9 protein-coding genes and 1 pseudogene are annotated in these 15,300 nt (G+C 28.3%); 4 read left to right on the top strand and 6 right to left on the bottom strand.

What is annotated here, in order from left to right; genetic code table 11:
* Positions 1-28 precede the first annotated feature (28 nt).
* From OCHUTO_RS01160 to OCHUTO_RS01150, 3 genes are read left to right on the top strand one after another with little or no spacing between them, the layout of a single operon-like run.
* Positions 29-1,579, top strand: coding sequence for an Npt1/Npt2 family nucleotide transporter (locus tag OCHUTO_RS01160; protein WP_045797041.1), 1,551 nt, complete (start codon positions 29-31; stop codon positions 1,577-1,579).
* Positions 1,561-3,336 (top strand): hypothetical protein, encoded by a 1,776-nt coding sequence (locus OCHUTO_RS01155; RefSeq protein WP_045797040.1) that lies wholly within the window; start codon positions 1,561-1,563, stop codon positions 3,334-3,336. The genes OCHUTO_RS01160 and OCHUTO_RS01155 overlap by 19 nt, the downstream gene beginning before the upstream one ends.
* A gap of 8 nt (positions 3,337-3,344) precedes the next feature.
* Complete coding sequence (locus OCHUTO_RS01150; protein WP_052694608.1) at positions 3,345-4,379, top strand: polyprenyl synthetase family protein; 1,035 nt, start codon at positions 3,345-3,347, stop codon at positions 4,377-4,379.
* A 45-nt stretch (positions 4,380-4,424) separates the two neighbouring features.
* Here the strand turns inward: OCHUTO_RS01150 and OCHUTO_RS01145 are convergent, their stop codons facing one another.
* From OCHUTO_RS01145 to OCHUTO_RS01125, 6 genes are all read right to left on the bottom strand, one after another.
* On the bottom strand, positions 4,425-8,108 hold the full coding sequence (locus OCHUTO_RS01145) for a pentapeptide repeat-containing protein (protein ID WP_045797039.1): 3,684 nt from the start codon (positions 8,106-8,108) through the stop codon (positions 4,425-4,427).
* Between the two features lie 50 nt (positions 8,109-8,158).
* On the bottom strand, positions 8,159-8,338 hold the full coding sequence (locus OCHUTO_RS06230; protein ID WP_232296911.1) for a hypothetical protein: 180 nt from the start codon (positions 8,336-8,338) through the stop codon (positions 8,159-8,161).
* An 855-nt stretch (positions 8,339-9,193) separates the two neighbouring features.
* On the bottom strand, positions 9,194-10,309 hold the full coding sequence (locus OCHUTO_RS01140; protein ID WP_045797038.1) for a hypothetical protein: 1,116 nt from the start codon (positions 10,307-10,309) through the stop codon (positions 9,194-9,196).
* A complete protein-coding gene (locus OCHUTO_RS01135) occupies positions 10,306-10,893 on the bottom strand; it encodes a hypothetical protein (RefSeq protein WP_156961260.1) in 588 nt (195 codons plus the stop codon). Before OCHUTO_RS01135 ends, OCHUTO_RS01140 begins: the two co-directional genes overlap by 4 nt.
* Before the next feature lie 244 nt (positions 10,894-11,137).
* Positions 11,138-13,000 carry a heme lyase CcmF/NrfE family subunit gene (locus OCHUTO_RS01130; protein ID WP_052694607.1) on the bottom strand — a complete coding sequence of 621 codons (1,863 nt, stop codon included), beginning with the start codon at positions 12,998-13,000 and terminating at the stop codon, positions 11,138-11,140.
* On the bottom strand, positions 12,990-14,258 hold the full coding sequence (locus OCHUTO_RS01125) for an HlyC/CorC family transporter (RefSeq protein WP_045797036.1): 1,269 nt from the start codon (positions 14,256-14,258) through the stop codon (positions 12,990-12,992). The genes OCHUTO_RS01130 and OCHUTO_RS01125 overlap by 11 nt, the downstream gene beginning before the upstream one ends.
* A 704-nt stretch (positions 14,259-14,962) precedes the next feature.
* Between OCHUTO_RS01125 and OCHUTO_RS01120 the strand changes: the two are divergent.
* Positions 14,963-15,300 (top strand): annotated as a pseudogene (locus tag OCHUTO_RS01120) (hypothetical protein); the annotation flags it as partial.

The following is a 15,300-nucleotide window of genomic DNA, read 5'->3' as shown; positions in this document are numbered from 1 at the left end:
TATTGTTTTATCAAATTAATTTAATACAATGTCAGTAATTAATATTTTGAAAAAATTTGCAAAGATTATATGGCCTATTGAGTTTCAAGAAATGAAGCTATTTATGCCAATGGCCTTAATCATATTTTGCTTATTATTTAACTTTGGTACTTTAAGAGCAGTAAAAGATAGCTTAGTAGTACCTTCAGTAGGGGCTGAGGTAATTAGTTTTCTAAAATTATGGTTAGTATTACCTTCTGCAATTATATTCACTGTAATATATATCAAATTATCTAATATCTACTCTATGGAAAATATCTTTTATATGGTAGTAATATTTTTCTTAACATTCTTTATACTATTTGCTTTTATTATTTATCCAAATGAAGTGTTATTACATCCATCTGAAGAATTGATTAAAGAGATAATATATAATTATCCACATTTACAATGGATTATTATGATTTGTGGAAAATGGAGTTACGCTGTAATGTATATTATTTGTGAGCTATGGAGCGTTATAGTAATTAATCTAATGTACTGGCAATTTGCAAATAATATGTTTAATATTGAAGATGCAAAGAGGTTTTATCCAGCTTTAGGAATGGTTGGCAATCTAGGGTTAATAGTTGCTGGTAATATATTAATATCGTGTGCTAGTGCTTCAGGAATATCAGATATTTTTACAATTGACAGTAGCTGTACAAAAAATTCTGAAACAATTTTTCAACATATTATTATTGTTGTTACTTTTTCTGGTATTATAGCAATGATTACCTTTAAATACTTAAATAACCTAATATTAAGTAAAACTACTATAATGCATAGCAAAAATAATCTAATAACTAATTTTAAGTTATATAATTATAGTAGAACTAAATTATCTTTAAACGATAGTATAAAGTTAATTCTAAAATCTAAATATATTAGTTGCATAGCAGTTATGGTAATTTGCTATGGTTTGGCAATTAATATTTTAGAAGGCCCATGGAAAGCTCAAATTAAAGAATTATATCCAACAACACAGGAGTACATTACTTTTATGGGAAGGTTCAATGTTGTTATGGGAATAACTTGTGTTTTATTTATGGGAATAAGTAGTAGTATATTGCATAAATTTAACTGGCTATTTCCTGCAATAATTACTCCTTTAATTATTGGAATTACTGGAATAATATTCTTTCTGCTAATAATTGCCGGAGAAAGCAAAAGTATAATTTTTAGCTCTATTAGTTATAATCCTATCTATTTAGCTGTTTTAGTTGGAGCACTACAAAATATTTTAAGCAAATCAAGTAAGTACTCTCTATTTGATGCAACTAAAGAAATTGCATATATTCCACTTGACATAGAAACAAAAATTAAAGGCAAAGCTGCAGTTGAGGTAGTAGGAGTTAAACTTGGCAAATCAGGCGGAGCATTTATACAATTTCTTATTTTAACATTATATCCAGAATCAACAATTAGCTCTATTTCAACAGTGTTAATAAAAGTATTTATAGTAGTCATTTTAATCTGGTTGATTGACGTTGTAAGTCTTTATCATAAATATAATGACTTACAAAAACTCAGAGGCAAACGATGCGAAGAATATATCTAATTTTTATTACTAGTATTGTAATATTATTGCTTTTACTTATTAGTTGGTATGCAATATGGAAAATATTTGCCAATCAAATTACTAAAACATATGGAAAACAAGATATTATTGTGTATCAACAAGATGGATCTCGTACAACGATTAGTTTTTCAAATGTTACAGCAGCAACCACACCATTTAGTGTAGGATTCAATGTTTCAGATGTTACTATAAGTAGTATATCTGAAATAATAAGATGCACTGAACCAATTAAGATAAAATATAGTCTAATATCTAAAATTTTGCTAATAGAGTATAAGGGGCAATGTTATAGGTATACTCAAGAATCAAATTTTAACAATAATATTATTAAAATAGATGCTACAATCTCCAGTAAGCTAACATTATCTAAGAGGCTATTTCAAATAGTTACAAAGCATAATTTATTTGAGTTAATAAATTACATAAATGATTTTAAATTTAGTGTTAGAGAGTTTTCTGATTATGATAATGTTAAAAATCTACTAAAAAACAAAGTACTAGAGTCACATTTTCACTTTAGTTTTGATAATCATCCATATTATTACAATGTTAATGACTTTGAAAACGATATACCTAAAAAATATACTGTAGATAGTAAAATTACAGTAGACTATATGAATTATTCATCTACACATCGGAGTTTTGAATTTACATCAACATTGCACTTTTTACTACCAAAAGTTTCTTGGTCTTCTATAATAAAGAATATAGAACAAAATAGCTTTAATGGTAGATTAAATATCGAAAAACTATCTTATGAGGATAACAAGTTAGCAGTAACCAGTAAATTAGATTATCAAAATCTAGCTCATAGAGAAAATAAAGACAATAAACTAGCAACATCTTATTTTATAACTATAAAAGATAAGTTATATTTTGCTAAAATTTTACTCGCTAGTATTTTAAGTATAGCAGAGACAAAAAAATCAAATTTTGATCTTACTGTGTTATTACAAGGAATTGCAAATTTTGATTATAGAACAGCCTTACAAAACATTGTGCTTACATATGCTGATAATAACAGATTCCCAGAAAAGAAATATTTAACTAAATTAGATTTTTTTGATAATATAATTAATACAATTAATTTACCTAAACAAATAACATTTGATCTAGATTTTGAATTATCTTTCAATAGAAAAAGTAATATTTTTAGACTCAATGTCTTAAAAATTTTATTAAATAATTTCGGAATTAATATTAAAGACTTTCTCTATGATACAACTAATCCAAAATTTATTACTAATTTTTATATATCAGATTTTAAGGATCTAATTGATTTTATTATTGACTTTTATAACATTAAAACAATTATTGAAAATCAGTTTCAAGCAGATAATCAAAAAATAGATGACAGTATATTACAAGAAAATCAGTCATTTACCGCACTTAGTAAGGATATTTTAAAATCTTTTTTATCAAAAATTTCAAAGCCATTGCATAGTTCTCCTAATATTAGAGCTATTAATTGTCAGTATATATCTAATAAAATAAGAATTAGTAACTTGGATTTGCTAGCAATAAGAAAATTATATTATAAAACTCTATACAATCAAGTACGTAAGATAGTTGATCAATCTATTACTCCTAATATACTGATACTAAAAGTTTTACCTCAGCTGCAGAAAAAAACTAACTTAATAGATAAGATAAATCGTTCTCCAGAAATTATAACTCAAGAATTATGGATGGAAATTTTAGGAACATTACTAGAATCAGATAATATTAAGCAATAAAAAAGTATATGAACTTAAAGGGAAAGCAAGTAAATAATGATTATAATAGTATTAGCGATTTAAGTAACTTTCTACATAAAGATATGTCTGAAGTAAATAATGTAATATTAGATTGTATTTTTTCATCTCAAGAGCCATTAATTCATCAAGTAGGAACATATTTTTTCAATGCAGGAGGAAAAAGAATACGCCCTATGTTAACAGTTCTTATTAGCAAGCTATTTAATTATCAAGGATTATCCCACTATTATCTAGCAGCTGCCGTAGAACTTATTCATGCTGCTACTTTATTACATGATGACGTGGTAGATGAAAGCAAAATGCGTAGATCACAGCCTACTGTTCATCTAAAGTGGAATACTAAAACGAGTATACTAGTTGGTGATTTTCTTTTCAGTCAATCATTTAAAATGATGATTAAAAGCAATTCTATGAAAGCACTTAAAAGTTTTTCATCTTCATTTAATACTATTATTACAGGAGAAGTAAAACAGTTAACACAATTACACAGCAAAAAAATAATTACTGAAGATGAATATTTTAAAATAATACATGCTAAAACAGCAGAGCTATTTGGAACTTCATGTGAAATTGCTGCTATAATTTCTAATCAGAGTGAGCAAACATGCTTGCTAGTAAAAACATTTGGCATTAATTTAGGACTAATTTTTCAAATTATAGATGATACATTAGATTATTTTGGTAATTCTAATAGCTTAGGCAAAAATATTGGAGATGATTTTATAGAAAGCAAAGTAACATTACCAGTAATTATAGCATATAATTGTGCAATTACTCAGAATGAGAAAGATTTTTGGCATAGAGTATTCTTAAATCAAGAGAAACAAACAGAAGACTTTAAGTCTGCTTTGAATTTTTTATATACACATAACATTTTAGCATTAATAAAACAAAAAATTACTCAGTTAGAAAAACAAGCATATGATATTATTACTAAGTTAAATATAACATCAGAATATAAAAATCATTTAGCTAATTTTATGAAATATATTATTAACAGGATAGATCTCCTTCAAAACTAATGATTTGAGTTTAAAGCTATAAAAATAGCAATAACACTGATTAATTTATTTTTGCTTTACTGATCTATTTTTCTGTTTACTTGACAAAGGTGGGATTATTATTGTTTCATCAATAAAACTAATGCTATCAATGCTATTCCTTATAATCTCAAGGTCTTGTTTGCTAATGTCTGCAATCTTACCCCTGTGATTAACTTCTAAATCTACATCAGCTATATCATCTTTAGCACCTAACCCAGTGTTTTTAGCTTGATGATTATCTGCTATTTGACTTATTGTACTACTTGCTGATTGTGACGATACTAGCTTATTTTTGATGCTGCCAACTACAGAACTAAGTTTCTTTACAGTTTTATATGAAAGCAAAGCTAATGATGCTGGTACAGCACATACTATTGCTGCAGTTGTTATTCCAACAGCTGCACCCACAACAGCTAATCTGGTTTTTGCTTTACTCTCACGCCAGAACTCTTTACATGTATGTGCTAGCAATTTTATATATTCTCCATTCAGTAGATGCTTAACCATAGGTATTTTTCTATTCCATATTTTGCTTGCTTTTGCATATCTTGTCTCTGGCAACTCTGGATTTATTTTTTTTTGTAAAATTCCTTCCCATGCTTTATTTAGTAACTTAGATGATATGTTAGTTAATGTTTTTGATACTACTGATTGATTACCATCGCCTATAACAAAGCGAAATCCTTCTTTATTCCAATTATCTCCAATTAAAGTCTTTAAATTAGTACATTCTGCTAAAGTATTACTAATCATAGCCTGCGCATTAGCACCAACATATGCCAACCAGTCTCCATATGCACTATCAATATAACCAACTTTTTTATCTTGCGCTGAAAGCGGTAATCCTTCATCACCATGCTCAATTGCAAAAATCAAACTATCTATCAATTCACGCATACTTTTCCTAGTACCCAACGCAGAAAATCCCATATATTTTGGCAGTAAAAGCTTTATTGCTTCTGGTAGAGAAGAAACTGCTTCTTTTGGCATTGAAACTAACAATGCATATGCTAATCTTTGCGCCTTAAGCCTCATATTCACGCCATCTGTATCAACAAGAGTACATCTTGGATATCTACTATTTAATCCTAGCCCTGTTAGTAACCTCTGGTCTTGATCTCTTATATGTTGTTTTAATTCCTCACTAACGTTTTCAGCACCTTCTATATTAGAATCAACTAAAATAGTAGTAGGAGAAAATATTACATCCTTCAGATTTGCATCTCTTAAATCAGAGCCTGATAAGTTACTACCTTCAATATTCATCTGATTCAGATTAGCTGCCATAAAGCTTGCTGCCACAAAATTAGATTGTTGTGCATTAACTGAAGTTAAATTAGCATTATTAAAACTAGCTTCTCTAGCCTGTACTTTGCTCATATTTGCATTAGCTAAATTTGCACTATTCATTTGCATACATTCCATAATAGCACCTTCAAAGTTAGCATTTTGGGCACTAATTTTATTAGCTTTAGCTTCAGTAAAATTCGCTTCTGTGGCAATAACCCCCTTCATATTAGATTCATCAAATGTTGCTAATCTAGCATCCGCTTGTTTTAAACATGCATCTTGTAATATAGTTTTTGAGCAGTTAGCATTAATCATTTCTGCTTCTTTAAATGAGCTGTTTGTTAGATTAGAATTTGATAGATTAATACTACTAGCAACAGCTTGCTCAAAAGTGGAATTTGGCATTTGAGCCTGAATTGCTTTCACTCCCATCATATTAGCTTGGCTAAAATCTGCCTGTTCTAAGATAGCTGCTTCCATATTACAACCACTCATATCTGCAAAAGAGCTATCTACAGTAAATAATTGAGCTCCTTTAAATGTAGCTGGTACTGAACCAACACCATTAGTAACAGTACCTAATTCAGCTCCCATTAGCCTAACATTATTTCCCTTAGCTTTATCAAATATAGCCCCACTACCAGATACTTTTATCAAATTAGCATTATTTAAATTAGCTTTATAAAAGCTAGCACCAGTAACTTTTGCCCCTTCTAAACAGCTACTATCTAAATTTGCTTTAGAAAATTTACAAAATGTTAAATCACAATATGCTAAATTAAGAGCAGACATATTTTTATCACTAAAATCCAATCCGCTTAAATTTTCTCCAGAAAAATCAGGAACCATAACAATTTTTATATCTGTAGCACCTATTTCTTCTTTAATAGAATTTTTCTTATTTTGAATATCACTAGCATATTTATTAGATAAAAATTCACAGCAGCTTTGACCTGCGCCTTTTTTTATAAATTCTTCAAGATCATGACGATTAACTTTAATTTTAACTTTATATGTCTGATCTTCTGATTGATTACAGCAGTATGTTGGATCATTTACAACATTTGTAATTGTTACTTCCTTAGCAGCATTAACTTCTTGCTGTTGACGCCTTTTATTTGCATGATACAAATTTTGTAATTGATTATAATGAGCAACCATAATACTATAATCTGGATCCTGTTTTCCAGATTTTTGAAGTTCAGCTTCAATTTCTTGCAGGTTTTTCTCTATAGATACTTGAAGCGTTTGAATACTTGGTTTTTCTGATTGCAAATAATTCATTGCAGATTGAACATAGCTAAATATACTACTTCCATACCAACCAGTAGCTGGAGCTGGTTTAAGAGCCGCTAATTTTTCAGCAGTACGCTTAGTTAAATCTTGTAAATCTTGAGTATATTTATCTTCAGTATAATATTGTGTATTATTCTGACGTAGCACTTGTTCTTCGATTACAGATTGCTCCAATCTAAGAACGCCAAGTTGTTTTAAGACTTTATGATCCTGAACATCAAAGAAAACATTGTCTATTAAACCATTATTACTAAATAGTAATTTTTGTAATTTTACTCCTCTTAAATCTAAGTTTTTAATTGAATGATTGCTAAAAGCTACTGTATCAAACAAGCAGTTTCGGAAATTAATATCTTCAGGAGAAAAGTCAAATTCAATATTACGAAATGTTGATCCTTGAAAATTACCACCATTAAACAACTCTTTACGACACTCATTAGCTCCTGGCTGAAAATCTTCAGTACCAGTTAAAATATGAGTTTGAAAATCTACTGTTGGAACCTCATCAAAAAGAAAATCATCATTAAGCATTTGCTGTGTACCATCAGCCATCACTTGAGGTTTATGACAAATATTAGCAACTACAGTGCTATTTTGAAGATCTTTATGTAATGATTCAATATCTTTATAAGATGATGTAATTTTCCTATAAAGGCTAGGAGATTGCGCTAATTCTGATATGTTCTTTACATTTTTTAATTTCTCAGATAGAAAGTCATTAAATGGAATATTCGTCTGTTCATTACTACATTTTTCTTGATACTCTAATAATAATTCAATTCCATCCTCTGGTTCATATAAAAATTTACGTAATCCTTTTTGGAGTTTTAAATATTTACTATCAAGTTCATAATTTTCGTTTTCAGCACTATTGGTAGGAATTTGGCTGATAACCATTTTAAGACGATTTTTATCAGAATAGCCAAACTGCTCTTCCATTTTGGACCTAAAATCTTCATTTTCTAGATATAAATCTAAATTTTTCTGTAATGATTTTAAATTTAATCTATGATCTACTGTAAATCCGTTATTATTTTGCTCAAAAGCATTCTGTAGTAACGCATAAGAATGAGCTTTTAATTGCTTCGATAAGCAAACATCAATCTGAAGTATTCTATTCATAATTTATCGTTAACGTCAACCTTACCGTGTTATTATTAGTATAGTATTATTTATATTACTATCAAAAACAATAAATCAAGCGATAAATTTTTTCTTCTCTCAATATTTATCTCTAATAACTTCAGTTTTAGATTAGAGAGTTGATTAGGTAATAAATATAATCCCTTCATTACAGATATTGCACATTCCTTTAAATAAGTCTCATGATAGCTATTTGACGATACTACCATTTTGCGATCAGGCTCTATCAATTAACAACTATTTAACAAAATCTGAAACCTTTTTAAATTTCTTAAAGCTATAACATAATATAACACCTGTAACTATAGATAATAAGCCTAGTTTAATATGACTGCTATTTAATAATACTATTAACTATAAAGTGTGAAAGTTAATAAAAATTAACTTCCCTTATTCTTTAGATTGAATTATGACTTTCAACCTTTTTCACTAGGATATGATCTCTCTTTGCAACATTACCAAGGCTTTTCCAGGCAGAAAAACTAGAAAAAATTGAAAGATATGAAAATAATAATACCTATTGGCATATTGATGATCAAAAAATAACATCTTCCAAGAATGCTACACCAATAGAAAAATTCCTCCTCTTTTATAAATGAAATAATTAATACACATCAATGCTAAAAACAGTAGCAATGAAGACTACTTTAAACATAGCAGAAAAGACTGAAATTTAATATAACAGTATTTTCTAACCTCAGTATTGCATTATAAAGGATTTTAAAATTAATATACGGTTTAGTAGGCCTAAAGCAATAAGCAACTAAAGAAGATAATATATGAATGAAGGCATTATATATTGAGTATATGCTTTATATATTTGAGTATATGCTTTATATATTTGAGTATATGCTTTATATATTTGAGATCAACTGATGATATAACAATAATTGCTGCTATAGAGTTTCTGAATAACTTATGTCAGGTATTATAGTAGAATTTCTTCATATAAATATGAGCTATTAATTCATTGATATTTAAATCTACAAAACAATATAGACTTGTTAGATCTTCTTTCATGATATTTTCTCTGAGAATTTTTTTGAGTATTTTCATTTACACAATTACCTACCTTTTATCGCTCTATCAAGCTGCTTAGACTCCAGCTCACGCTTTATTCTTGCTACATGCCCTTTGGGTATTACTTTTGTTTCAATATTTAACCTTTCGCGCTTTTTTAAAGTCTGTAATTTATCTTCAAAAGAACTTTCACTAGCTATTTTGTAGTTATGAAAATAATACTTATTGGGAGTAATTGCAGCCTTAATAATAAGATTAATTTTTGGATCTTGCAAACAAGATTCACGCCAAGAGTCAATAATATGCTTTCGTATATTAGGTGGTAGCGAAGAATTTTCTACCAAATCACTTTTATAGTATTGTTTAACACATTGAAGAAGTTTCTCCTTAACTGGTAAAAGCAATGGTTGAGTTAAATATGCATCACAATCTTGTACTGCATCAAAGAACACTTCGTTTACAATACCAATTTGATCACTTAAACATATAGAGTCCCAATCCAGAGGATGGTAACTTAATGGTAAGATACGTTCAAGTACACTTCTAACTCTAGATTTTGAGCTTGTTGTATTTATGGGTATAAAGACATCCATAAGCAACTGCTGCTTAGTAATAGCATTATATCCGTCTTCGTCATACAAAACTTCACTTACCCAAAATTTTGAATTATCGGATGCAACTGTAGAATGTACTATTGCTTGAGATTTCTCTGAATTTAACTTTATTAACTCAGCATCAACATATTTTCTAGCATATATTTCTGCTAAGAATTGCAGATCTTTTTCACTAAATACTGTCTTATTTCCGCCAAGAAATTCAATAGCTTGCAAATTTTGAATAGGAGTGCTAGGCTCAACACCCAAAATACTGTTTACCTTATGTTGAAATATGCTGAAAAATTTTTCATCTCTTTTCTCAAAAGAAAAGAACTCAGTATAATTTCCTAAAACAGGATCAGCTATCTTTTGCGATCTACCTATAGCCATCTCCAACATTTCTAACTTAATTGAATAGCGGACTAGAGTAATAAAATCATATAATTCCCTAAATGTACTATCAGGAAGATTATCTCTTAACATCTCTCTGATAGATCTGGTAGTACAATTGCCATATCGCTGCGGAGCTACTAATTTTTTTACTTCTGCAGGTTCTGCTTTCATACCAGAATATATATATCTATACTCACACTATTTGTCTGACGTAATATTACAGATTCGATTAGATCTTTAGGTTGAGGTATATCATCTATATAATATTTGATTCCACTATATATAGGTTGTTTTTCATGATACCAATATGCATTTATATAATATTTAATTCTATTATATAGTGATTGTGTCCTATAATTAGTAATACCGTTCATTTTCAATAATTCATCTAGATCTGTCAGCTCTGCATTATGAGCTCCAAAACCTGCATTATAAAGAGTTACACAATATTTATCTGTGTCATTCTTAACCATTTTAACAATGGTTTGATGAGCAGCACCTTTAAAATCATTACAACAAATATATGCTACTCCAGTATTATTTAAATTTTCCATTATTTTTTTTGCTATCTGTTCTTTTTGGAATTCAGAATTTTCCCTCAACATTGCAAGTGGAAAATTTGCTTTAAACATTTCTTTAAGATGAAAACTCATTTTCCGAAGCTCTACATCATTTTTATTATATAAAACTCGATAGCAATCAATAAGCGCTCTATACCCACATAACGTGTGACAAACTCCAACTTCCATCAACATCTATATTGTCTATCTTACCTGAGCGATCAATAGACTCAAAATGTTGTACTAGATTGCTTTCATAAGAGTAGATTTTTAACCTTTGATATATTTCTTGGAGTTCATCTTCAATACACATAAAAACCCCTTCTAAACAAATAATAACCTAAATCATCATACCTTTTTATCAATCTTTAAAAAAAATAACACATTTTATGTGTTTATATAAATTCAGATATGTAAAATAAATATTTTACTATGTTGCTCAATTAGAATCAAATTTGGGATTTTTTCTAGTAGTAGTTACGGAAAACAACATTCCAATTGATATTAAAGCAACTCCTATCCATAACATAGCCATGAATGGACGATAGTATATTTTAGCATATACTGTATCAGTATCTACTTTGCTAAGAACTACATATATATCATATAGTAAAGTACTATATATATCACTTTCAGGTACTGCAATACTCTCAACAATATAATATCTATTTTCAGGTTTTAATATAAATATTTCCTTATCGTTTTCAACCCAAAATTCCGCTATTTGCTTAAAATAGTTAGGACCTTTAGCATAGCTAATATTTCTTAAAGTAATACTTAAGCCATTATTATGAATTGTACTACCAATTTTACCAATAAAATCAGTATCATGCTGAAAGTTAGCATTAAGGCTAATAGATAATATAAGAATACCAAATCCTAAATGGCTAATAGTAACAACTAATACTTTATAAGGAATTTTAATTGTAAAGTAATTGCAAGATTTTATTAAATAACATAATGATTCTTGAATAAGATATATTGAGCAAAATATTGCTAGGCTAGCAATACTTAAATTTCTGTAGCTAAAATAAATAATTATTCCTGATATACTAAGAGCAATTATAACTCTATAATAATTAGATTTTTGACTGTAGATACTACCAGCTAATAAAGCTGTTAGTAATATTATCGGAATAAAAGTACTAATAAAATAAGAGTATCCTATTGATATTTTATTGCCATAAATCAATTTATAAAATATGGGATAAAATATAGAAATTAAAATTACTATCAGAGCTGATAACCATAAAACATTGCCTAACAGTATTAATAATTCTTTAATACTAAGACTAGTATTAGTATTACTGAAAAATTTACTAATTCTTAAGATATATAACCCTAAACTAGAAACAGACAAAACAATAAAGAAAATTAATATAAAATTAACTTTCGAATCAGTTAGAGAAAAAGAATGGACAGAAATTAATATGTCACTTCTAACTAAAAATGTACCTAATATACAAAGTAAAAATGTTGTAATAGCCGATAAAATAGAGCATCGCAGCAGTATATTATTGAATCGCGCGTATAATAATGAATGGTGATAGATAGTAGCTGATAACCATGGCATCAAAGAAATATTTTCCACTGGATCAAAAAACCAATATCCACCCCAGCCAAGTTCTCGATAGGCCCACCAGCTCCCTAAAGCAATACTTACAGTGAGAGATAACCAACCAATTTTAGAAAACAAAATAGCTTTATCTATTAATACTAGAGCGTGGTCATAACATAAAAGAGCTATAACATTATAAACAAATGGTATTAAATAACAAGCATAAGCAAAAAAAAGAATTAGAGGATGAAATACTAGTCCTATATCTTGTAATATAGGATTTAGCCCTAATCCAATTTCATTACGAGATAACTTACCTATAAAAGGATTAAAAGCAAAGTATACTAAACCAGTGAACACAAGTATAATCAAGCCTTGGTACGCAATAACCAATTTTTCACATTGAAATTTGAAATAACAAGTAAATAACGAATAAATACTAGCTATACACAAAAATGATGACCATAATAACATTGATCCTTCATGGCTTGCCCAAGCCCCAGATATCTTATAAACTAAAGGCATAATTACGCTGGAGTTCAATAATACATTTTGAATAGTAAAATCAGAAATAATAAAACTAAAAACTAAAATACAAAATGCTAAAATAACATTTACACTAGCTACAATATGGATAATTTTTAACAGGTTAATATTAGTACATAAAAAAAAATATCCTAAATTTATAGAATAAAGCACTATTGCACTAATTAATAAATAAGAACCAATACTACTAGCTAACATTATGTAATTCCATATTATTATCTATATTTACTACTTCTACTTTAACCGATTGAATATAATGAGCATGCATTTTATCAATTTCTATTTTAAGGCCAAACAAATAATATATGTCACCTTGCTGTGGAATTTTTTGAATATGATGAATTATCAAACCAGCAATAGTAGTTGCATCATCAGGTAAGTTCCAGTTTAGCTTACGATTTATGTCTCTAATTGAGCTACTACCATCAATAATATAAGTTGTATTATTAAAGTTAATAATATTATTGATAGTCTTGTCAAAAATTGGGCCAACTATTTCTTCTAAGATATCTTGTCTAGTAATCATTCCTTGCAATACTCCATACTCATCAACTACTAATGCTATATTGCTATATTTTTCCTTAAATTTACTCAACTGATTAGATACTAAAGCATTTTCAGGAATAAAACACGGATCAGCTATTAGATCTCTTAATTTTATAGACTGAGCATTATACTTATTACTGTGCAGTTCTTTTATTAAATCCCAAACGTATAATATACCTATAATATTTTCACTACTTTCTTTCCATACAGGAATTTTAGAGTACTGTAAAGTAATCGCTTTAGCAATAAATTCTTCTATTGGTAGATCAAAGTTAATTGTGCACATTTTACTTCTATGAACCATAATTTGCGATACTTCCATATCCTTAATATCCAGCACTCCACCAAGCATATCCCGATCCATTTTATCAAAAACATTTCCTTCTTGATGTTGATGCTCAATTAACCCTCTAATTTCTTCTGTACCAGAAACTCTACTAGCAAGATTAATATTAAACATCCAACAGATAAAATTAATGATACGTGATAACAAGTAACTAATAGGAGCTAAAAACGTTAAAAGGAATTGGATAATATCAACAGCTAATAAAGCTATTGTTTCAGCTTTAGAAACTGCAATGGCTTTTGGTACTACTTCAGCAAATACTATTATTATTCCCGACATTACTATAGATGAAATAATAGTGCCTAATTCTTTATAAATTGCTATTGCAATACTAGTACCAACAGTAGTAGCAACTGTATTTATTATACTATTAGCAATGAGCAAGGTACTAATAACCTGCTCCTTATTTTTTATTAATTTTAACAGTAACTCTGTTTTTAAAACACCAGTAGATTTTAGTTGCTGTACTTTACCTATGGATGTTGCAGTAACAGCTGTTTCAATAGCTGATAAAACTGAGGAAAAAACAATTAATAAGATTACAATTACTGTTTCTAATAACATAATTTCAATTTAATTATTATAACACTAAATACTGCCTAGTACATTTTGTATTAGATTATTATAGGCACTTTAGAAAATTCTATTATACTTTTTATATTATAATAGTTAATTTATCGTATAAGCAACCTTGAACGACTATATTATCTAAAATCATAGCTTAAAGCATTAAGATTATAATAGATAAAAAAATATATATTACAAAAAATCTCAGCTTTCTATTAGGTAGATATCCTAGAGAAGTAAATTGTGAAAAAGTAGCTTAACAAAATGGTTTATAAATAATAAAATCAATTTGCTTTAGAAAAAGCTCTGTTATAGATTAAGCAAAAAATAAGCCTTAACGCTAGTAATAACAAATATTGCAGAGCTTTTTGAGATATTTTTTGATGAAATCTTTATTGTTTATAACCTTATATGAACTTGCAACTTTTTTCAAGTTCAAGCCAAAATTTTTTTTCTGTTGACTCTTTTTTGAAGTTACTAACATGTTGAAAATTTTTAATAAGTTTTATCATGGAGTATCATTCCCTATAGGTAAAACTGGTCTTGTAAGGCAGATAGAATCAGTATGAAGATAAAAATAGGTTTTGTATAAGAATAATTATGCTCCCTATATTCGACCTTTTGAATAAAAATTTTAGAATAATTTATAAAAAATTATTTTCTAAAACTACCTGCTATAGCTGTATTTTTGGAGGCAAAAAGTGCAACATATAGTACGCGATATTCTAACCAATGGTTGTAATTTTACTAAAAATAACAGTGCCAATAATGACACAATTTTTTACCATTTTATTGGAAATTTTATACCAGCAGAGTGGAAGGATCTGATTGGAGATAATAAAAAAGCTTTAAGTAAAACCTCTAAACAACTCCTATCATTCATAGTATTTAGACTGCAGCGCTATTATAACAACGATATAGAGGAATTACAGGAGAGTTATAAGCTTTTTGAGGATAAGTTAAATGTTGGTCAACGCAGGGTTAGACAATGCCTAGTAGAATTAAGAGACGCTGGTTTTATTGAGGTTGAAAATAGGAC

The organism is Orientia chuto str. Dubai (assembly GCF_000964595.1).
Lineage (GTDB): Bacteria > Pseudomonadota > Alphaproteobacteria > Rickettsiales > Rickettsiaceae > Orientia > Orientia mediorientalis.
This window is presented reverse-complemented; position numbering and strand designations above follow the sequence as displayed.